This is a genomic window from Ensifer sp. D2-11 (assembly GCF_054161295.1).
This window is the reverse complement of the sequence record NZ_CP096434.1, coordinates 417,594-437,764: the sequence shown is the minus strand read 5'-3', so window position 1 is coordinate 437,764 and position 20,171 is coordinate 417,594. Positions and strand designations below refer to the sequence as shown.

General features: G+C 62.7%; 17 protein-coding genes. 4 read left to right on the top strand and 13 right to left on the bottom strand.

All coding sequences use genetic code 11. The features are described 5' to 3' along the window. Positions 1 to 58 precede the first annotated feature (58 nt). From M1D34_RS19290 to M1D34_RS19265, 6 genes are all read right to left on the bottom strand, one after another. A complete protein-coding gene (locus tag M1D34_RS19290) occupies positions 59 to 514 on the bottom strand; it encodes a DUF411 domain-containing protein (protein WP_127597454.1) in 456 nt (151 codons plus the stop codon). Beyond that, a complete protein-coding gene (locus M1D34_RS19285) occupies positions 511 to 3,690 on the bottom strand; it encodes an efflux RND transporter permease subunit (RefSeq protein ID WP_498783731.1) in 3,180 nt (1,059 codons plus the stop codon). Before M1D34_RS19285 ends, M1D34_RS19290 begins: the two co-directional genes overlap by 4 nt. After that, complete coding sequence (locus tag M1D34_RS19280) at positions 3,687 to 5,093, bottom strand: efflux RND transporter periplasmic adaptor subunit (RefSeq protein ID WP_498783729.1); 1,407 nt, start codon at positions 5,091 to 5,093, stop codon at positions 3,687 to 3,689. The genes M1D34_RS19285 and M1D34_RS19280 overlap by 4 nt, the downstream gene beginning before the upstream one ends. After that, positions 5,090 to 5,491: a FixH family protein gene (locus M1D34_RS19275; RefSeq protein ID WP_015242903.1), complete on the bottom strand. Its 402-nt coding sequence runs from the start codon at positions 5,489 to 5,491 to the stop codon at positions 5,090 to 5,092. The genes M1D34_RS19280 and M1D34_RS19275 overlap by 4 nt, the downstream gene beginning before the upstream one ends. Positions 5,492 to 5,599: 108 nt before the next feature. Beyond that, complete coding sequence (locus M1D34_RS19270) at positions 5,600 to 6,052, bottom strand: hypothetical protein (RefSeq protein ID WP_498784306.1); 453 nt, start codon at positions 6,050 to 6,052, stop codon at positions 5,600 to 5,602. Positions 6,053 to 6,082: 30 nt separating this feature from the next. Further along, positions 6,083 to 7,003, bottom strand: coding sequence for a DMT family transporter (locus tag M1D34_RS19265; protein WP_498783728.1), 921 nt, complete (start codon positions 7,001 to 7,003; stop codon positions 6,083 to 6,085). On the opposite strand from M1D34_RS19265, the gene M1D34_RS19260 reads away from it, so the two are divergent. From M1D34_RS19260 to M1D34_RS19245, 4 genes are all read left to right on the top strand, one after another. Continuing rightward, a complete protein-coding gene (locus M1D34_RS19260) occupies positions 7,002 to 7,175 on the top strand; it encodes a hypothetical protein (RefSeq protein WP_498783726.1) in 174 nt (57 codons plus the stop codon). The two genes, M1D34_RS19265 and M1D34_RS19260, sit on opposite strands and share 2 nt — an antisense overlap. A gap of 219 nt (positions 7,176 to 7,394) precedes the next feature. Further along, a complete protein-coding gene (locus M1D34_RS19255; protein ID WP_164856478.1) occupies positions 7,395 to 8,789 on the top strand; it encodes a circularly permuted type 2 ATP-grasp protein in 1,395 nt (464 codons plus the stop codon). Positions 8,790 to 8,793: 4 nt separating this feature from the next. After that, on the top strand, positions 8,794 to 9,735 hold the full coding sequence (locus tag M1D34_RS19250; protein ID WP_017264736.1) for an alpha-E domain-containing protein: 942 nt from the start codon (positions 8,794 to 8,796) through the stop codon (positions 9,733 to 9,735). 16 nt (positions 9,736 to 9,751) lie between these two features. Continuing rightward, positions 9,752 to 10,570, top strand: coding sequence for a transglutaminase family protein (locus M1D34_RS19245; protein ID WP_127583350.1), 819 nt, complete (start codon positions 9,752 to 9,754; stop codon positions 10,568 to 10,570). A gap of 95 nt (positions 10,571 to 10,665) precedes the next feature. On the opposite strand, the gene M1D34_RS19240 is transcribed toward M1D34_RS19245, so the two are convergent. The 7 genes from M1D34_RS19240 to chvE form a co-directional block, all read right to left on the bottom strand. Continuing rightward, entirely contained in the window at positions 10,666 to 11,370 is a 705-nt protein-coding gene (locus M1D34_RS19240; protein ID WP_498783724.1) for a hypothetical protein, read from the bottom strand. 184 nt (positions 11,371 to 11,554) lie between these two features. After that, positions 11,555 to 13,294: an L-arabinonate dehydratase gene (gene araD, locus M1D34_RS19235; protein ID WP_498783722.1), complete on the bottom strand. Its 1,740-nt coding sequence runs from the start codon at positions 13,292 to 13,294 to the stop codon at positions 11,555 to 11,557. Positions 13,295 to 13,351: 57 nt separating this feature from the next. Further along, the gene (locus M1D34_RS19230) at positions 13,352 to 14,785 is read right to left on the bottom strand and encodes an aldehyde dehydrogenase family protein (RefSeq protein ID WP_498783720.1); all 1,434 of its coding nucleotides are present in this window, start codon (positions 14,783 to 14,785) and stop codon (positions 13,352 to 13,354) included. Between the two features lie 76 nt (positions 14,786 to 14,861). After that, positions 14,862 to 15,857 carry an AraD1 family protein gene (gene araD1, locus M1D34_RS19225; RefSeq protein ID WP_498783718.1) on the bottom strand — a complete coding sequence of 332 codons (996 nt, stop codon included), beginning with the start codon at positions 15,855 to 15,857 and terminating at the stop codon, positions 14,862 to 14,864. 145 nt (positions 15,858 to 16,002) lie between these two features. Further along, the gene (gene mmsB, locus M1D34_RS19220) at positions 16,003 to 17,217 is read right to left on the bottom strand and encodes a multiple monosaccharide ABC transporter permease (RefSeq protein WP_003535527.1); all 1,215 of its coding nucleotides are present in this window, start codon (positions 17,215 to 17,217) and stop codon (positions 16,003 to 16,005) included. Then, on the bottom strand, positions 17,217 to 18,752 hold the full coding sequence (gene mmsA, locus M1D34_RS19215; RefSeq protein ID WP_003535529.1) for a multiple monosaccharide ABC transporter ATP-binding protein: 1,536 nt from the start codon (positions 18,750 to 18,752) through the stop codon (positions 17,217 to 17,219). The genes mmsB and mmsA overlap by 1 nt, the downstream gene beginning before the upstream one ends. Before the next feature lie 191 nt (positions 18,753 to 18,943). Then, complete coding sequence (gene chvE / locus M1D34_RS19210; RefSeq protein ID WP_003535531.1) at positions 18,944 to 20,011, bottom strand: multiple monosaccharide ABC transporter substrate-binding protein; 1,068 nt, start codon at positions 20,009 to 20,011, stop codon at positions 18,944 to 18,946. Positions 20,012 to 20,171 lie beyond the last annotated feature (160 nt).

Here is a 20,171-nt window from a genome sequence, read left to right as displayed (position 1 = left end):
CGTGGAACGGCGGGTAGATGCCCGCCGTTTCGACACTGCCCTGCGTCACCTGCGTCAGTCAGCCTTTGGGTCTGACGGACTGATAGATCGCGCTGGTGCCGTCTCTCTTCACCGCGTACACGTCATAGGATGCGCGAGGGTCGTCCCCCATGCCCAACGATCCGACGGGCATGCCCGGGACCGCGATGCCGGCAATGTCCGGGCGCTCGGCGAGGAGCCTTTCCACGGCATCGAGCGGTACATGGCCCTCCACGTAGTAGCCGCCGACGACGGCCGTATGGCAGCCTTGCATCTCATCCGGTATCGCATAGCGCTGCTTTACCGCAGACAGATCGTCGACGTCCTTTATGCCTACCGTAAAGCCGGCTCCCTTCATCGCCTCGGCCCATGCATGGCAGCAACCGCAATTGGGATCCTTGTAGACGACCATTTCCCGGCCGGCCGCAAAGGCAGGCCCGATCGTCCAAGCCGACGCGGCCGCGGCCGCGGAAAACAGAAACTCTCTTCTTCTCATGGTTGCTCTCCTTTGAACATTGGTTGTGCGGCATTGAATTGACTGACTTTCTTCGGTGCGCTCGACGAGGACAGCCGCCAGCCCTTCACCAAGCCGTAAACGGCCGGAATGACCACCAAGGTGAGGATCGTCGAGGATACCATTCCGCCGATCATCGGGACGGCGATCCGCTGCATGACCTCCGACCCCGACCCGGTGCTCCAAAGGATCGGCACAAGCCCCGCCATGATGGCGACGACGGTCATCATCTTCGGCCGGACCCGCTCGACCGCCCCCACCATGATGGCCTCCTGCAGATCGGAATGCGTCAGGGAACGCCCCTCGGCCGCGCAAGCCGCGCGCCGCTCCCGCAATGCCTGATCGAGATAGATCAGCATGATGACCCCGGTCTCTGCGGCCACCCCGGCAAGGGCGATGAAGCCCACCGCGACCGCAACCGACGAGTTGAATTCCATCCACCACATCAGCCAGATGCCGCCGACGAGCGCAAAAGGCAGCGACAGCATCACGATCAGCGTCTCCGTCAGCGCCTTGAAGTTAAGGTAGAGCAGCAGGAAGATCAGCGCGAGCGTCAGCGGCACGACGATTGCCAGCCGCGCCTTGGCCCGCTCAAGATATTCGTACTGGCCGCTCCAGGCGAGCGAATAGCCCGCCGGCATCCCTACGCTCCCGGCGACGGCTTCCTTCGCCTCCGCCACGTAACCGCCGAGATCACGATCGGCGATGTCCACGAAGACATAGACGGAGAGCTGACCGTTCTCGGTGCGGATGCCCGTTGCACCGCGGGTCAACTTCACCTCCGCCACTTCGCCGAGCGGCACGCTGCCGCCGGCCGGAAGCGAAACATGGACCTCGCGCGCGATCGACTGTGGATCGCTGCGCGAAGCCCGGGGATAGCGCACGGCCACGCCGTAGCGCTCCCGGCCCTCGACCGTCGAGGTCAGGACTTCCGAGCCGAGCGCCATGCCTATGACCTGCTGCACGTCGTCGATGCTCAGGCCGTATCGGCCGAGCGCCATCCGGTCCGGAACGATGTCGAGATAATAACCACCGATGACCCGTTCCGCATAGGCGCTGGATGTGCCGGGAACCGACTTCAGAACGGTTTCGATGTCCCGGGCGACGCGCTCCATCTCGCGAAGATCGGTGCCGTGGACCTTGACGCCGACCGGGGTGCGGATGCCGGTCGACAACATGTCGATGCGAGCGCGGATCGGCATCGTCCAGGCATTGGAAACGCCGGGAAACTGCAGTGCGGCATCCATCTCCTGTTTCAGCGTTTCGATGGTCACGCCGGGCCGCCATTCGGATTTGGGCTTCAGGGTAATGATCGTCTCGAACATCTCCATCGGCGCGGGATCGGTGGCAGTCATGGCCCTGCCCGCCTTGCCGAACACCGTCTCGACCTCGGGGAAAGACTTGATGATGCGGTCTTGCACCTGGAGGAGTTCGGCGGCCTTGGTCACGGACAGGCCGGGCAGGGTCGTCGGCATGTACATCAGCGTACCCTCGTCCAATGCCGGCATGAATTCGCTGCCGATCTGACGGGCTGGCCAGACCGTTGCCGCCAGCGCCGCCACGGCGAGCAGGATCGTTATCGTCTTGGCCCTGAGGACGCCCGAAATCACCGGCCGGTAAATCCAGAACAGAAAGCGGTTGAGGGGATTTCTATGCTCCGGCACGATGCGGCCGCGCACGAACACGACCATCAGCGCCGGCACGAGCGTGACCGACAGAAGGGCGGCCGCCGCCATCGCGAAGGTCTTGGTGAATGTGAGAGGCCCGAACAGGCGTCCTTCCTGCGATTCCAGCGTGAAGATCGGCAGGAAGGAAACTGTGATGATCAGCAGGCTGAAGAACAGCGCCGGACCGACTTCGCCGGCCGCCTTGATCAGGACCTCCGTGCGGGGTTTTTCGGGCGCGGCGCGTTCCAGGTGCTTGTGGGCGTTCTCGATCATGACGATCGCCGCATCGATCATTGCGCCTATGGCAATGGCGATCCCGCCGAGGCTCATGATGTTGGCCCCGATTCCGAGCGCCCGCATCGCCACGAAAGCGATCAGTATGCCGACCGGCAGCATGATGATGGCGACGAGGGCGCTGCGGACGTGAAGCAGGAAGGCGACCGTCACCAGCGCAACGACGATCGACTCCTCAATCAGCGTCGTTTTCAGCGTCTTGATGGCGGCCTTGATCAGTTCGGAGCGATCATAGACGGCTACGATCTCCGTGCCGTCGGGGAGGCTGCCCTTGATCTCGGCAAGGCTCTTCTTGACACTGTCGATGACCGACAAGGCGTTTTCGCCGGCGCGTTGAAGCACGATGCCGCTCGCGACCTCTCCCTCGCCGTTCAATTCGGTGATGCCGCGCCGCTCGTCGGGGACGGTCTCCACCCGGGCGACGTCGCCGAGCCGGAGCGGAATGCCGGCCTCGGTCATCAGGACGATGTTCTCGATACTCCTGACACCCTGCAGGTAGCCCTTGCCCCGCACCATGAACTCGAATTCGGACAGTTCCACCGTCCGGCCGCCGACGTCGCGGTTGCTGGCACGAACCGCGTCCGCGACCTCTCTTAGCGTCACGTTCTGCGCTCGCAGCCTGGCGGGATCCACGACGACCGAATACTGCTTTACGAAGCCTCCGACGCTCGCAACTTCGGCGACACCATCGGCCTTGGAAGCCGCAAAACGCACCACCCAATCCTGAAGTGAGCGCAGTTCCGCAAGCGAGAGCTCCTTTGCGACCAAGGCATATTGGTAGACCCAGCCGACCCCCGTCGCATCCGGCCCGAGGCTCGGCGATACCCCTTGCGGCAACCGGCTGGAGGCAGCGTTCAGATATTCGAGGACGCGGCTGCGCGCCCAGTAGGGGTCGGTGCCGTCCTCGAAGATCACATAGACGAAGGAGATTCCGAAGAATGAGAAACCGCGGACGACCTTCGAACGTGGAACGGTCAGCATCGAGGTCGTCAGCGGATATGTCACCTGGTCCTCGACTACCTGGGGCGCCTGACCGGGATAGTCCGTGAAGACGATGACCTGCACGTCGGAGAGATCGGGGATCGCATCCAGCGGGAGCGTGCGAAGGGAATGGATCCCGGCGGCGATCGAAAGTGCTGCAGCGATGAAGACGAGCACGAGATTACGGGCGGACCAGGCAATGACGTTTGCGATCATGGCTGCGCCTCCGCCGAGGCAAGCGCATTCAGCGCTGCGTTGAGGTTGCTTTCGGCGTCGAGCAGGAAATTGGCTGAAATCACGACCTTCTCGCCGGCTTCGATCCCCTTCGTGATCTCGGTCCTTTCGCTGTCGCGTGCCCCGAGCGCGACCTCGCGCGGCTCGAAGCGGCCTTCGCCCTTGTCCACGAAGACGAGCTGGCGGTTGCCGGTGTCGATGACGGCGCTGTTCGGGACCGCCACGACGGGCTCCGGTTTGCCGGTAACGATCTCGACCTCGGCATACATGTTGGCGAGGAACTGCCCCGTCGGATTGGGGAGCTCTATCCGGATCCTCGCCGTCCGCGTCTGCGAGCGAAGCTCGGGATAGATCAGATCGACGCTGCCCTCGAAGACCTTGCCCGGAAGGTTTCGTACTGTGACCTTGGCCGGAGCACCTTTTCTCACGGCCGCGGCATCATACTCCGGAATGTCGGCCAGGACCCATATGCTGGAGGTATCGGCGATGCGGAACAGGACGTCGCCGGCCTTGGCCATCATGCCCGGGATGGCATTGCGTTCCAGGACGACGCCGTCGCTCGGCGAAAGATAGGCAATGCTCCGCGGGACCGTACGATCCCTGGCAATCGAAAGGATCGTCTCTTCCTGCACGCCGAGATTGCGCAATTGCAGGGCTCCCCCGACTTCGAGGCCCGGCTTGACGCCGCCGCGCAGTTCCGTGGCGTATTCCGCTCCCGCCCTGGCGACGTCCTTCGAATAGTAGTGGAAGAGGTTCTCGCCTTCCTGGACCCGGTCGCCGGTCGTGATTTCCGCGACGTCTTCGATGAACGCATCCACCCGCGTCGAGACGATCCTGATGCGCCGCTCGTCGAAGGCGATCATGCCGGGCGCGCGGACCCTTCGGGCGATGACGGCACGCTCCGCCGATGCCGTCTTCACACCCGTCCGCTGGAGCTTGCCGAGAGACACCTTCACGGTCGAGCCGTCTGCCTCCTCGCCCTCGTAAACGGGAATGTAATCCATTCCCATGGAGTCCTTTTTCGGCACCTTGGAGGTATCCGGCAGCCCCATGGGGTTGCGGTAGTAGAGGATTTTTCGCTCGCCGGCGGCGGGGCCCTCGGCAACCGCCTTCAGCGGCTCGAAAGAGACATCCTCGCTCTGCCGGACTGCGACGAACGGGCGCCCGTCCGCGGTTTGCTTCGGCGCCGCCGAATATTCCGGCACCCCGTCCGGGTGCCGGTAGTAGATGATCTTGCCCGCCGGCTTTGCCGCAGGCGGCGTGGGTTCTCGTGCAGTTGCCCCAAGGAAGAACTGTTGGGTAAGGCCGCCTGTGCCGGCTACGTAGCCTCCTCCGCCTGCCAGGGCGAGGGAGCCGGCCAGAACCAGGAATTTGAGCGTCTTCACGGGATCGCCTTCAGAAGGAGTTCACCCTGAACGGTTTCGGCCTCCCCTTGGAGCTTGGCCGCCAGTTTGAAGCGCCAGCCGCCTTCCATGCCGAGATTGGTCCTGAACCGGTAAACGCCGGGCTCTGTCGAAGGCATGGCTTCGACGGCGGTGGTCATCGCCTCCATACCTTCCGGCGCCATGTCGAGCCGGGTCGCAAAAATGATCGCGCCGGAAACCGGCTCTTTCGTCCTCTCGTCGATGAGACGGACGGCGACGATCGCTTCCGGTCCCTCGGCAATCTCGGGCTCGACGAGCTCGAACCGGTAGTCCGTAGCGGCGGCGTAGGCGTTTGTGAAGAAAAGCGCCAGGGCAAGGCAGGCGAGGCCTGCTCTCGGCATAAGATGGATTGCAGTCATGTGAACTCTCACCCGACGGGCCTATCGGCCGCGTCCTTGGAAAACGTCGATGGTCGGACACCCCACCGCTGTCGGGCGGAGCAGTTCCGTCGATTCGAAGAGTGAGATTCAGGCTTTGGGAGGCCGCGCCGGGGGATCGATGGTGGCCGACGAAAGTTCGCTGTCCTGCAGGAGGGCGTGCGACGCGTCGCGCGCGTCGCGGTAGACGCTCCAGCCTTCGGCCCGGTCCGCGTGTGCGAGGATGCTGCCGGCGCAGACCAGCCCCAGAGGGCATGCGCCTCCGCAGTCGTTCTTTAGGGGCGGTTGCTGCGGGCAGCAGGACATGTCCTCGGAGACATCCGTGCTTGCCATGGCCTCCATTTGCATGTCCGACGAAGCCATCGCGCTCGTGGCCGCGCCGACACTCACGGGGCCGATCACGACCGCGAGCAAGACGAGCAGACACAGGAAGCGCCGGAGCGCGACGACGACGAACATGCGCGTAAGCTGGCACAGGTCGGCGTCCAATGGAAGCCGGTCACGGAAAGTTGCGGCCGACGTCACCGGACGGCGCGCGTTCAGTGCTGCGAGTGCACCTTGCCATAGAGCTCGTCAAACCGCCGGCATTTCCTTTGCAGGCTCGCTCGCCGCTGTTCCCCCCGCGACCTTTCGGTTGGTGAGATAGACCCCTGTCACGGCAATTACGGTGCCGATGATCATCGGCCAGGTCAGCGCTTCTCCGAAGAACAGCGCCGCCTCGCCGGCGGCAAGCGGCGGCACCAGATAGATGAGCGATGCCGCGCGCGATACCTGCCCGCGGCGAATGAGATAAAGCAGGAGCGCGATCGCTCCCATGGAGAGGCCCAGGACCGACCAGGCGAGCGCCGCGACAAGTTCGATATTCCAGGTGACCCGCAGGTCCTCGAGCATGAGCGCCAGGGGGATGGTGACGAGGAGCGCGCCGACATATTGCAGCGCTGCAATCGACCGGATGTCGCCGGTCTGCAGATAACGTTTCTGATAAAGCGTCCCGTAGGTGACGGCGGCCATACCGAGAACGTTGACGGCCAGCGGCAGCAGGTGGATCGGCGTTGCGGCCGCGTCGATCGCCAGCATTTTCGGCGCAACCGCAAGCGCGATGCCGCAAAAGCCGAGGATAAGACCCAACTTCTGCTGACCCGCCAGCTTCTCGCCGATCAGCCAAGGCGCGACCGCAGCCGTCATCAGGGGCTGCAAGCCGGCAATGATGCCGGAGATCGCCGCGGGCACACCCTGCCCGATCGCCCACCATACGGCACCGAGATAGAGGCCGTGGAGGAAGATGCCGGACACGACGGCATGGCCGATCGCCGTGGCGGAGCGCGGCCAGCGCGCACCGCTCAGGAGACAGAAACCGATGAAGAGCAGAATGGCGAAGCTGTAGCGCAGCGCCAGGAAGGTCAGCGGATCGGCGAAGATGGCCGCATATTTTGCAACGACCCAGCCTGTCGACCAGAGCAGCACGAAGATGGCCGGGGCCAGGCGGGCGAGCATGAAATCTTTCCTGAGCGAATGGATTCACGACGATCCGCGCAGGATCGCCGCTGCCGCGATAGAGCGGCAATGGCGCCCCGTCAAAGGAATTTTTCTGATGGATAGCATCAGCGAATCGGAACCGCCGCTCCACAACCTGCTGAACGCGTCTCGTCGAATCCCAAGGGCCTAAAATCCGGGCATCAGCCTGTTTTTTCTGCGCAGCCCGAAGCCCAGGCTGCGCGTGCCGCTGCCCCGGTTCTCGCCCGGAAACGCCGAAAACGGCCGCATCCGGCCGCGCGGCCACCCGCCAAAAATTCTTCGGCGGCAAATGTGCACGCTTCTTGCATTGCACTCTGCGTTGTATTCAAATGGTCGAAAATAAGGGGACCAGCCTTTGGCATTTGACGAAATGATCAATGCGGACAGCAGCCCGCGCCAGCCATATTCGACTTATCATCAATGGTATGCCAGTCAGGACAGAAACCGGCTCATCGCGAAATCGAAGGAAGCCGAAAAGATTTTTCGTAAGACGGGCATCACCTTCGCAGTCTACGGACACGCGGATTCCTCCGAAAAACTGATCCCCTTCGATCTCATACCCCGCATCATCTCCGGGCGCGAATGGCGCCGGCTCGCCCAAGGCATCGAACAGCGCGTCATCGCGCTCAACGCGTTTCTCGACGACATCTACCACAAGCAGGAGATCATCCGCGCCGGGCGCATCCCGCGCGAACTGATCGAGAAGAACGACACCTTCCTGCCGCAGATGATCGGCTTCCGGCCGCCGGGCGGCGTCTACACCCACATCGTCGGTACCGACATCGTACGCACCGGCGAAGACCAATACTACGTGCTGGAGGACAATGCCCGCACGCCGTCCGGCGTCAGCTACATGCTGGAAAACCGGGAAACCATGATGCAGATGTTTCCGGAACTCTTCCACCAGAACCGCGTGCGGCCGGTGGAGAACTATCCCAATCTGCTTCGCCAGAGCCTTTCCTCGCTCGCTCCGGCCGGCTGCGAGGGCAAGCCGCGCGTTGCCGTCCTCACGCCCGGGATCTACAACTCCGCCTTCTACGAGCACGCATTCCTCGCGGATATGATGGGCGTCGAACTGGTGGAGGGCTCGGACCTGCGCGTCATCGACGGCAGGGTAAAGATGCGCACGACACGCGGCTACGAGGCGATAGACGTGCTTTACCGGCGCGTCGACGACGATTTCCTAGACCCCCTCACCTTCCGCCCGGATTCCGCCCTCGGGATACCGGGGATCATGGATGTCTATCGCGCCGGCAATATCACCATCGCCAATGCCCCCGGCACCGGCATTTCCGACGACAAGGCGATCTATTCCTACATGCCGGAAATCGTCGAATTCTATACCGGCCGCAAACCCCTCCTCGAGAACGTGCCCACCTGGCGCTGCTCGGAACCGGAGAGCCTCAAATACGTGCTCGAGCATCTCGCCGAGCTCGTCGTCAAGGAGGTTCACGGCTCCGGCGGCTACGGCATGCTCGTCGGCCCGACCGCGACAAAAAAGGAATGTGCAGCCTTCGCGGAGAAGCTCAAATCCCGCCCCGGCAACTACATTGCCCAGCCGACATTGTCGCTCTCGACGGTGCCCATCATGGTCAACAAGGGCATTGCGCCGCGCCACGTCGATCTGCGTCCCTATGTGCTCGTCTCCGACAAGGTTCAGATCATTCCGGGCGGCCTGACACGCGTGGCCCTGAAAGAAGGCTCCCTGGTGGTGAATTCCAGCCAGGGCGGCGGGACCAAGGATACCTGGGTGCTGGAGGACTGAGGCCATGCTGGGAAGAACTGCAAACGGCCTCTACTGGATGTTCCGCTATATCGAGCGCGCGGAGAACAGCGCCCGCCTCATCGATGCCGGATTGCGCATGTCGCTCACGCGCAGCGAAGCGGCCGAGGACGACTGGGACGGGGTGCTGCAAAGCGCGGACGTGCGCGAACTCTATGATCAGGTCCACGAAGGATTGACGAGCGGAGACGCGATCGACTTCCTTCTGCGTGACCGCACCAACCCGTCAAGCGTGATGTCGTGCATCGAGGCCGGCCGCAACAACGCCCGCATGGTCCGCACGGCGCTCACGCGCGAGACATGGGAAGCGGTCAACGAATGCTGGATCGAGATGAAGGGAATCCTCGCCAGGAGGGCGAGGACCACCGACATGCCGGAGATCATCGACACGATCAAGCGGCGGGCCGGGCTTATCCGGGGCGCCTTCCACGGCACGATGCTCAGGAACGAGATCTTCAACTTCGCTCGTATCGGCACCTTCATCGAGCGAGCCGACAACACCGCCCGCATCCTCGACGTCAAATATTACGTGCTTCTGCCGGCAGTCTCCGCGGTCGGATCGTCCATGGACAACGTCCAATGGGAATCGATCCTGCGCTCGGTTTCCGCGCACCGCTCCTATGGCTGGGTCTATGATGCCGAACTCCGGCCCGCAAACATCGCCGACTTCCTGATCGCAAACGGCCGCATGCCGCGCTCGCTGGCCTATTGCTACGACAAGCTCGTCTCCAATCTCGGTTATCTCGCGCGCGAATACGGCGAGCGGCACGCGGCCCACGAGACCGCCGAGCAGACGCTCGGCTTGCTGCGCAGCCAGTCGATCGCGGAAATCATGGATCAGGGGCTACACCAATATCTCAAGGAGTTCATCAACCAGAACAATCGCCTCGGCCGGGAAATCTCCGATGGTTACCGGTTCTATCAATGAGTTTCAGGGGGCGTAGATGTATCTGAAAATCAGCCACACGACCGAGTATCATTACGACGAGCCGGTACAATACGCATTGCAGCGCCTGCGCCTCACGCCGGTAAATCTGCCGGGCCAGACCGTCCGGAACTGGAAGACGCTCGTGGACGGCGCCGCCATCGAAGTGAGCTATGACGACCAGTTCGGCAACCGCACGCATCTCGTCAGCGTCGACGCGGATCGAACGACCCTTTGCATAGAGGCGAAAGGCGAAGTCGAAACGGAAGACCGGGCCGGCGTATTCGGCGCTCACCAGTCCTATGTGCCGCTGTGGCTCTACGCCCGTGAAACCCCGCTCACCAAGCCGGGCAAGCGTATCCGCGAGCTCGCGAAAGCCGCCGGAGGCGCCACTGAACTCGAGCGCATGCACGCGCTGATGACGATCATTCACGAGACCGTACGCTACGAACAGGGTGAGACCCAGGTCGGGACCTCCGCCGAGGAGGCACTGGAGCGCGGCAAGGGCGTATGTCAGGATCATGCCCATATCCTGATCTCTGCCGCGCGGACCCTTGGCCTGCCCGCACGCTACGTCTCCGGCTATCTCATGATGGAGGACCATCCGCAGCAGACCGCAAGCCACGCCTGGGCCGACGTGCACATTGCCGGCCTTGGCTGGGTGGGATTCGATCCCGCCAACAAGGTCTGCCCGGACGACCGCTATGTCCGCATCGCCTCGGGGCTATGCTACCGCGATGCCGCGCCGGTGTCGGGTCTGGTGCACGGCACAGGCACCGAGACTCTGAAGGTGGCCGTGACGGTCGAGCAACAAGGGCAGAGCCAAGCTCAGAATTGAAGCGGAACTGGCCCACGGTGTTATCGGAGAGAGGTTGGATCATTTCACCGTTTCAATGAAACCGTGAAATGATCCAGGTAGGTCTTCAACTCCACTCAGCGCGATGCAGTGGACTGCAGGATACGGCAGAGAGCGACCAGTCCCCGGTCATAGCCGCCATTGACGACATCACGGCAGCGCTTCAGCACCGTGCGCCGCTCGTTGGGGGACATGGCGTTGAAAGCTGCGATCGGAGTTTGGCCGGGGTTGCCTATTCCGCCCGCGCCGCCACCGGCACCCGGTCCGCCACCGCCGCCACCGATGCCGGGCCCACCTCCGCCGCCGCCCGAGCTGCCGCCGCCAAGCCCGAGGCCAACGTCCAGTCCGACTCCGCTTCCGCCGCCGGCATTCGCACTCACATTCGCGTTGAGACCGCGGCTGCCACCGAGCGAGACGTCCGCATCGGCGTCGATGCCGTTGCCGCCGCCGACATTTGCGCTGACAGTGCTGTTGAGGCCGCGGCTGCCGCCCGCACTTGCATTGGCATTGGCGTTGACGCCGCGGCTGCCGCCGACGGATGCCGTGGCCGAAGTGTTGACCCCGCGCGATCCTCCGACGGACGCGTCGACATCGGCGCTGACACCTCTGGATCCGCCCAGCGATGCGCCGACATTGGCGTTGACGCCCCTCGAACCACCGAGAGACACCCCGACGTTCAGGCCACCATTGCCTCCGACGCTTTGGGCAAAGCTGGGATTACCGGGAATAAAGGTCAGACTCGTCATGAGACCGACAGAGAGAATGAAGGCTTCCTTCCGCATGTTCACTTCCTCTTGCGACAGGATGCGATTGCCCGATTGAGGATAATTCCGAACACGCGAATAAGTTTCACGAACTGGCGTATGGCATACAACTTTTCAAGGCGGGGCAGTATGCGGCTGCCCCGTCTGGTGATGACGTCGCGGGGAGATTCGTACCCGAACGCTCCGCCCGCGGTTCACGGCATCAGTGGCTGTCGCGCTCGACCACCGATCCACGCGCGCCGACTAGGAAATCCAGATCGGCGCCGGCGTCAGCCTGCATCACGGTCTTGATATAGAGGCCGCCATAGCCGCCCGTGAGCGGTTTTACCGGCGATACCCAGGCCGCACGGCGTCGTGCAAGTTCCTCGTCGGAAACATGGAGATGCAGCGTGCGGTTCGGGATGTCGACCTCGATCAGGTCGCCATTCTGGACGAGCGCCAGGGGTCCGCCTTCCGCAGCTTCCGGCGCGGTATGAAGGATGACGGTGCCGTAGGCCGTACCCGACATGCGCGCATCCGAAATACGGATCATGTCGTTGATCCCCTTCTTCAGAACCTTCGGCGGCAGGCCCATATTGCCGACCTCGGCCATGCCCGGATAGCCTTTGGGGCCGCAATATTTCAGTACCATGATGCAGGTCTCGTCAATGTCGAGATCCTCACGGTTGATGCGTGCGTGATAGTCCTCGATGCTTTCGAATACGACCGCACGGCCTTTGTGCTGCATAAGGTGCGGCGAAGCGGCCGAAGGTTTCAGAACAGCACCGCGCGGTGCCAGATTGCCGCGCAGGACGGCGATGCCGCCCGATTTCGTCAGCGCCTTTTCCCGCGGCAGGATCACGTCCTCGTTGTAGTTCACGACGCCCTTGACGTCGTTCCAGATCGTGTCGCCGCTGACGGTGATGGCGTCGTTGTGCAGGAGGCCCATCTCCGCGACCGCCTTGATCACGACCGGCAGACCGCCGGCATAATAGAACTCCTCCATCAGGTATTTGCCGGAGGGCTGGAGGTTGACGATGGTCGGCACATCGCGGCCGAGCCTGTCCCAATCGTCCAGCGAAAGATCGACGCCGACACGGCCTGCAAGCGCGAGCAGATGCAGCACCGCATTGGTCGAACCGCCGACGGCACCGTTTACGCGGATGGCGTTCTCGAAGGCCTCCTTGGTCAGGATGTCGGAGGGCTTCAGATCCTCCTTGACCATCTCGACAATGCGGCGGCCGGTAAGCTGCGAAATCACCCGGCGGCGCGCATCGACCGCGGGAATGGCCGCATTGCCCGAAAGCGTCATGCCGAGCGCTTCTGCCATCGACGCCATGGTCGAGGCCGTGCCCATCGTCATACAGCTTCCCGCGGAACGGGCCATGCCCTGCTCGGCGTCCATGAACTCCTCCAGCGACATCTCGCCGGACTTCACCATTTCGGAAAACTGCCAGATCGCCGTGCCGGACCCGACGTCCTTGCCGCGCCACTTTCCATTGAGCATGGGGCCGCCGGATACGACGATCGCCGGAATGTCGACGCTTGCCGCACCCATCAACAGGCTGGGCGTGGTCTTGTCGCAGCCGCCGAGCAGGACGACGCCATCGACCGGATTGCCACGGATCGATTCCTCGACATCCATCGCCGCCAGATTGCGGAACATCATCGCCGTCGGGCGGAGCGTGCTTTCACCGGTCGAGAAGACCGGGAATTCCACCGGGAAGCCTCCCGCCTCATAAACCCCGCGCTTGACGCGCTCGGCGAGGTCGCGCAGATGCGCATTGCACGGCGTGAGCTCGGACCAGGTGTTGCAGATGCCGATGATCGGCCGCCCGTCGAAGGTGTCGGCGGGAAGCCCCTGGTTCTTCATCCAGGAGCGATGCATGATGGCATTCTTGCCAGTACCGCCGAACCACTCCTGCGAACGGAGCTTGCGCGGCCACTCAGCTTTCTTCTTCATTTCTTCCTTCCTTGCGCCCTGCGCGGGCTGGACACGCCGGCTTCACGCCCTGTTTCTTCAGGCAAGCGTGTAGGCTGTCTTGACGTTGGTGTAGAACTCTGCGGCGTATTTGCCCTGCTCACGCGGGCCGTAAGAGGAAGCCTTGCGGCCGCCGAACGGCACGTGGAAATCGACGCCCGCCGTCGGCAGGTTGACCATCACCATGCCGGCCTCGGCATTGCGCTTGAAATGCGTCGCATGCTTCAGGCTGGTGGTGGCGATGCCCGAAGACAGACCGAACGGTGTGTCGTTGGCGACGGCGAGCGCCTCGTCGTAATCCTTGACGCGGATGACGGCCGCGACCGGTCCGAAGATTTCCTCGCGCGAGATGCGCATCTCGTTGGTCGCCTCGGTGAACAGCGCCGGCTGCAGATAGAAGCCGGGCGTGTCGCGCGAGATCACCTCGCCGCCGAAGGCGAGCTTGGCGCCTTCCTGTTTGCCGATGGCGATATAGTCGGTGTCCTGGTTGAGCTGGCTCTGATCGACCACCGGGCCGATATGGGTGCCGGCCTTCAGCGCGTCGTCGACGACGAGACCCTTGATCCGCTCGCCCATGGCGGCGACGAACCGGTCATGGATGCCCTCGGTGACGATGATCCGCGACGAGGCGGTGCAGCGCTGGCCGGTCGAGAAGAAGGCGGAGTTGACCGCCGCTTCGACGGCGACGGACAGATCGGCATCGTCGAGCACGACGAACGGGTTCTTGCCGCCCATTTCCAGCTGGTACTTGCGGTTGTGTTCGACCGAGGCGACGGCGACCCGTTTTCCGGTCGCGGTCGAGCCGGTGAAGGTGATCGCCTGGACGTCCGGGCTGTCGAGCATCGCCTGGCCGACGACCGATCCCTTGCCCATGACCAGGTTCAACACGCCCTTGGGCAGGCCCGCGCGGTGGAGAATATCGACGATCGCCCACGAACAGCCCGGAACCAGCTCGGCCGGCTTGAAGACAACGGTGTTGCCGTAGCAGAGCGCCGGGGCGATCTTCCAGGCGGGAATGGCGATCGGGAAATTCCAGGGCGTGATGATGCCGACGACGCCGGCCGGCTCGCGGGTGATCTCGACGCCGATCCCCGGCCGGACCGACGGGACGACTTCGCCCGCAAGACGCAGGGTCTCGCCGGCGAAGAATTCGAAAATCTGGCCGGCGCGGACCGTCTCGCCGATACCCTCGGCGAGCGTCTTGCCCTCTTCGCGCGAGAGAAGGCGTCCCAGCTCGTCCTTGCGGGCCAGGATCTCGTCGGCGGTCTTCTTCAGGATCGCATGGCGCTCGAGAATGCCGGAGCGCGACCACGCGGGAAAGGCGGTCTTTGCCGCCGCGATCGCGGCTTTCGCGTCTTCGGCGCTCGCACGTGCATATTCTCCGACGACATCATCGGTGTTCGACGGGTTGATGTTCGCAACGCCGTCTCCGCCGACCCATTCGCCGGCTATCAGGTTCTGGTGAAGTGTCATGGGCTTCAGCCTCCTTGTCTTCTTGCCGCAAGCGGCCGTGGTGGTTCACGGCCTCGGGCTTGCCATTGGAGATATGTCAGAGCTGATGGACAGCGACCTCTTCCTCCGCCGCGATCGCCAGCGGATTGCGCAGGGGCAGGCCGAATTCCTTGGCTTCGATCTCGAATACGTCTCCCTCCTCCGCGCGGATGCCGTCACCGAAAGAGAGCGTCGCCGTGCCGAACATGTGGACGTGGATGTCTCCCGGTGCGCGGAAGAGTCCGTATTTGAAATGGTGATATTCGAGATTGGCGAAGCTGTGCGACATGTTCGCCTCACCGGAAAGGAAAGGCTTCTCCCACAGGACCTTGCCGCCCCGAAGGATGCGCGATGCCCCGCGAACATCCTCAGGAGCCGCGCCGATGCGGATCTCCGGCCCGAAGCTCGCCTGCCTGAGCTTCGAATGTGCGAGCCACAGATAATTGACCCGCTCGGTCTTGTGATCTGAGAACTCGTTGGCAACCGCAAAGCCGAGCCGGAAGGGGACGCCCTTGTCGGAGATCACATAGATGCCGGCCATTTCGGGCTCCTCGCCGCCATCCTCGGCGAAGGACGGAGACACGAGCGGCTCGCCCGGGGCCACAGCCGTGGTGCCGTTGCCCTTGTAGAACCATTCCGGCTGCACGCCTTTCTCACCGGACTTCGGCTTACCGCCCTCGAGCCCCATGCGGAACATCTTCATAGAGTCGGTCAGCGTTTCCTCGGCCGCTTCCGTCGCCTTCTTGTGCATCGCGTCGCGCGTTGCAGCGGAGCCGAGATGCGTGAGCCCGGTCCCCGTCAGATGCAGGTGGGCGGGATCGGGATGCGTGATCGGCGAAAGCAGCCGCCCCTGGAAATAGGCTTCCTCGAGATCGATCGTTTCGCCAAGGCCCTTGGCGTCGACGAGGTCCCCGAGGCTCCTGCCGCTATTGGCCGCTTCCATCGCCAGAGCATAGACGCTCTCCGCTCCCCTGACGGCACGCGCCGTCTCGCCCGGGGCCCGCACGGCGACGATAACCGAACCGTCTTCTTTCCTGACCTGAGAAATCAGCACGTTCTGTCCTTCCTGATGAGTTGGCTTCCACGATGCCTTCCTTGCGGAAAAGCAACGCTTCGCCCGAGAGTGGCTCACGCCACCCAGTTACGGCAAACATGCCGCGTTTTTCTGTTGCGATCATCGGGGGCCGAGCGGAAGCCGGTCAGCCCTTGCCCTTGTTCTTGTTGTAGACGTCGAAGAACACGGCTGCGAGCAGCACGAGGCCCTTGATCAATTGCTGGTAGTCGATGCCGATGCCCATGATGGACATGCCGTTGTTCATGACGCCCATGATGAAAGCGCCGATCACCGCGCCGGTAATCTTGCCGACGCCACCCGAGGCGGACGCCCCGCCGATGAAGCAGGCCGCGATCACGTCGAGTTCGAAGCCGACGCCGGCTTTCGGGGTCGCCGAATTCAGACGCGCCGTGATGATCATGCCGGCAAGCGCCGCGAGCGCGCCCATGTTCACGAAGGCGTAGAAGGTCAGCCGTTCGGTATTGATGCCGGAGAGCTTGGTCGCCTTCTCGTTGCCGCCCATCGCGTATATCCGGCGGCCGATCGTCGAACGCGTGGTGACGAAGGTGTAGACGGCGATCAGCACGCCCATGACGACCAGGACGTTGGGCAGGCCCCGATAGGTCGAAAGCTGGAAGCCGAGGAACAGTGCCACCAGGCTGATGACCGCCATCTGGATCGCGAAGAAGACGAACGGCTCGTTCTCCGTGCCGTGCTGCTCGTTGATCCGGCGGTTGCGAACCCCGGCAAAGATCGCATAGCCGACGAGCAACAGCACGGCGACCAGCGCGACCATGTTCTTGATCGTCTCCGGGCTCGGGCTGAGGAAGTAAAGAAAGTCGGGAACGAATCCGGTCGAAAGTATCTGGAAGTCCTTCGGAAACGGTCCGATCGGGCGGCCGCCGAGGACCACATAGGTCATTCCCCGGAACACCAGCATGCCGGCGAGCGTGACGATGAAGGAAGGAATCTTCTGATAGGCGACCCAGTAGCCCTGCGCCGCGCCCATGATACCACCGACGATCAGGCAGGCGGGAATGACCACAAAGGCAGGCAAGCCCCATTTGACGAGCATGATCGCCGAAATCGCGCCGATGAAGGCCACGATGGAGCCGACCGACAGATCGATGTGCCCGGCAACGATGATCAGCAGCATGCCCAGCGCCATGATGACGATGAACGAGTTCTGCAGCACCAGGTTCGTGATGTTGACGGGCCTGAACAGGACGCCGTTGGTGACGAACTGGAAGAACAGCATGATGATGACGAGCGCGACCAGCAGGCCGTATTCGCGAATGTTGTTCCTGAGGTAGTCACCGATCGACGGTTTGGTGGTTTCGGTGCTCGTATCGGCGACCATTAGTGTTTCTCCCCTGAACGCATGATGGCGCGCATGATCGATTCCTGGCTTGCTTCCTCCTTGGAAAGCTCGGCCACCATGCGCCCCTCGTTCATGACATAGATGCGATCGCAGGTCCCGAGCAGCTCCGGCATCTCCGACGAGATCATCAGGATGCCTTTGCCCTCGGCCGCGAGCTGGTTGATGATGGTGTAGATCTCATACTTCGCGCCGATATCGATACCGCGCGTCGGCTCATCGAGTATGAGGACTTCGGGATTGGTGAACAGCCACTTGGACAGGACGACCTTCTGCTGGTTCCCGCCGGAGAGGTTGACCGTCTCCTGATAGATCGAATGGGAACGGATGCGGAGCTTCGAGCGATATTCGGCGGCGACCTTCCGTTCCTTGCGCTCGTCGATGACGCCGTTCGATGCGACCGCATGCAGATTGGCGAGCGTGGTGTTGTGCATGATGTTGTTGATCAGCACGAGACCGAGCTGCTTGCGGTCCTCCGTTACATAGGCAAGACCTGCCTTGATGGCCTTGGGAATCGTGCTCACGTCCACCGGCCGCCCATGCATCGTCACTTCGCCGGTGATCTTGTGGCCCCAGGACTTGCCGAAAACGCTCATCGCCGTCTCGGTGCGGCCGGCGCCCATCAGCCCGGCGATGCCGACGACCTCGCCGGCGCGGACCTTGAAGCTGACGTCATGCAGAAACTGCCGGTCGCGGTGATGCTGATGGTAGACGTTCCAGTTCTTCACCTCGAGCAGAGTGTCGCCGATCTTCGGTTCGCGCGGCGGATAGCGGTCTTCCATGGCGCGGCCGACCATGCCGTTGATGATCCGGTCCTCGCTGATGTCTTCCTTGTGACAGTCGAGCGTCTCTACCGTTCCGCCATCGCGCAGGATGGTGATCTGGTCGGCAACCTTCTTAATCTCGTTGAGCTTGTGAGAGATGATGATCGACGTCATGCCCTGGCTGCGGAACTCCATGAGCAGCTTCAAAAGCGCGTCGGAGTCGTTTTCGTTGAGAGATGCGGTCGGCTCGTCGAGGATCAGCAGGCGGACTTTCTTCGAAAGCGCCTTGGCAATCTCCACCAGCTGCTGCTTGCCGACGCCGATGTCGGTGATCAGCGTCGCGGGGGACTCGTTCAGGCCCACTTTCTTCAGGAGTTCCTGGGTGCGGGCAAAGGTCTGCGGCCAGTGGATCACGCCCTTTTCGGCCACCTCGTTGCCGAGAAAGATGTTCTCGGCGATCGAAAGCAGCGGAACGAGCGCCAGTTCCTGATGGATGATGATGATGCCGAGCTCTTCGCTGTCCGAGATCGTGCTGAACTGGCGAAGCTCGCCGTCGTAATGGATCTCGCCCTCATAGGTGCCGGCCGGATAGACTCCGCTCAGCACCTTCATCAAGGTCGACTTGCCGGCGCCGTTTTCCCCGACAAGCGCGTGGATTTCGCCTTCGCGGACCTTGAACGAGACATTGTCCAGGGCCTTGACGCCCGGAAACGTCTTCGTAATGCCCCGCATTTCAAGAATGATATTATCCATACTCAGCCATTCCAGCTGCAGTCGGAGAGACTGCAGGCGCTCTCCCGTGCTGCGCGGTTGTTTCGACCGGCTCCGATACGAAATAAAACCACGCGGCGGGCCAAAGTGCTACAGCGACATTGCCACGAGACGCATGCCGCCTGGATTAAGAGGGTGCGCGAGCATGTCGCGCACCCTCCCGGTTCGCCGCATCAGTTGTTGAGCTGATCTTCCGTGTAGTAGCCGGAGCCGACGAGAACGTCCTTGGCGTTGGACTTGTCGACGGAAACGGGCTTCAGCAGGTAGGACGGAACGACCTTGACGCCGTTTTCATAGGTCTTCGTGTCGTTGACCTCCGGCTCCTTGCCATCCATGATCGCGTTGACCATGTTGACGGTAACCTTGGCGAGTTCGCGGGTGTCCTTGAAGACCGTGGAATACTGTTCGCCGGCGAGGATCGACTTGACCGACGGCAGTTCGGCGTCCTGACCGGTGACGATCGGCATCGGCATGTCGCCGGAGCCGTAACCGACGCCCTTCAGAGCCGAAATGATGCCGATCGACAGACCGTCATAGGGCGACAGAACGCCATCGACCTTCGCATCGGTATAGGCGGACGACAGAAGATTTTCCATGCGGGCCTGGGCCACGGCGCCATCCCAACGCAGCGTGCCAACCTGGTCCATGCCCATCTGACCGGACTTGACGACGATCTTGCCGCTGTCGATCAGAGGCTGCAGGACGGACATCGCGCCGTCGTAGAAGAAGAAGGCGTTGTTGTCGTCCGGCGAGCCGCCGAAAAGTTCGACGTTCTTCGGTTCGGTGGCACTGTCGAGCTTCAGGCCTTCGACGAGCGAGGTCGCCTGCAGCACGCCGACCTGGAAGTTGTCGAAGGTGGCGTAATAGTCGACATTGCCGGAATCGCGGATCAGGCGGTCATAGGCGATGACCTTGACGCCGGCATCGGCCGCCTTCTGCAGGATGTCGGAGAGCGTCGTGCCGTCGATGGCGCCGATGACGAGGACCTTCGCGCCCTTGGTCACCATGTTCTCGATCTGCGCCAACTGGTTCGGAATGTCATCGTCGGCGAACTGCAGGTCCGGCGTATAGCCGGCCTCCTTGAACAGCTTCTCCATGGTCTCGCCGTCGGAAATCCAGCGCGTCGACGTCTTGGTCGGCATGGAGATGCCGACCATGCCCTTTTCCTGGGCGACTGCCGGCGCAGCGAAGCCGGCGACCGTGATCGCCGCAGCTGCGAGAAGCGAAGTAAAGAATTTCATCAGATCTCTCCCTGAGTGTTGAACCGGCAGGCGCGGGGCCTCCGTCTATGCGCAGCGACCACCGTCGCGGAGCGTGACCCCCGGCGGTGGTTCAAGATAAAGGAAGCCCTCCCCGTCTTATCATACTCCCGCATGCGCTGGCGCATATGCTGGGAAACTG

Bases quoted from the DNA above. Each gene is read 5' to 3' on its own strand.
- M1D34_RS19290 (WP_127597454.1), bottom strand. From the start codon at position 514: ATGAGAAGAAGAGAGTTTCTGTTTTCCGCGGCCGCGGCCGCGTCGGCT.
- M1D34_RS19285 (WP_498783731.1), bottom strand. From the start codon at position 3,690: ATGATCGCAAACGTCATTGCCTGGTCCGCCCGTAATCTCGTGCTCGTC.
- M1D34_RS19275 (WP_015242903.1), bottom strand. From the start codon at position 5,491: ATGACTGCAATCCATCTTATGCCGAGAGCAGGCCTCGCCTGCCTTGCC.
- M1D34_RS19260 (WP_498783726.1), top strand. From the start codon at position 7,002: ATGAAATCTTTCCTGAGCGAATGGATTCACGACGATCCGCGCAGGATC.
- M1D34_RS19265 (WP_498783728.1), bottom strand. From the start codon at position 7,003: ATGCTCGCCCGCCTGGCCCCGGCCATCTTCGTGCTGCTCTGGTCGACA.
- M1D34_RS19255 (WP_164856478.1), top strand. From the start codon at position 7,395: ATGATCAATGCGGACAGCAGCCCGCGCCAGCCATATTCGACTTATCAT.
- M1D34_RS19250 (WP_017264736.1), top strand. From the start codon at position 8,794: ATGCTGGGAAGAACTGCAAACGGCCTCTACTGGATGTTCCGCTATATC.
- M1D34_RS19245 (WP_127583350.1), top strand. From the start codon at position 9,752: ATGTATCTGAAAATCAGCCACACGACCGAGTATCATTACGACGAGCCG.
- M1D34_RS19240 (WP_498783724.1), bottom strand. From the start codon at position 11,370: ATGCGGAAGGAAGCCTTCATTCTCTCTGTCGGTCTCATGACGAGTCTG.
- araD (WP_498783722.1), bottom strand. From the start codon at position 13,294: ATGAAGAAGAAAGCTGAGTGGCCGCGCAAGCTCCGTTCGCAGGAGTGG.
- M1D34_RS19230 (WP_498783720.1), bottom strand. From the start codon at position 14,785: ATGACACTTCACCAGAACCTGATAGCCGGCGAATGGGTCGGCGGAGAC.
- mmsB (WP_003535527.1), bottom strand. From the start codon at position 17,217: ATGGTCGCCGATACGAGCACCGAAACCACCAAACCGTCGATCGGTGAC.
- mmsA (WP_003535529.1), bottom strand. From the start codon at position 18,752: ATGGATAATATCATTCTTGAAATGCGGGGCATTACGAAGACGTTTCCG.
- chvE (WP_003535531.1), bottom strand. From the start codon at position 20,011: ATGAAATTCTTTACTTCGCTTCTCGCAGCTGCGGCGATCACGGTCGCC.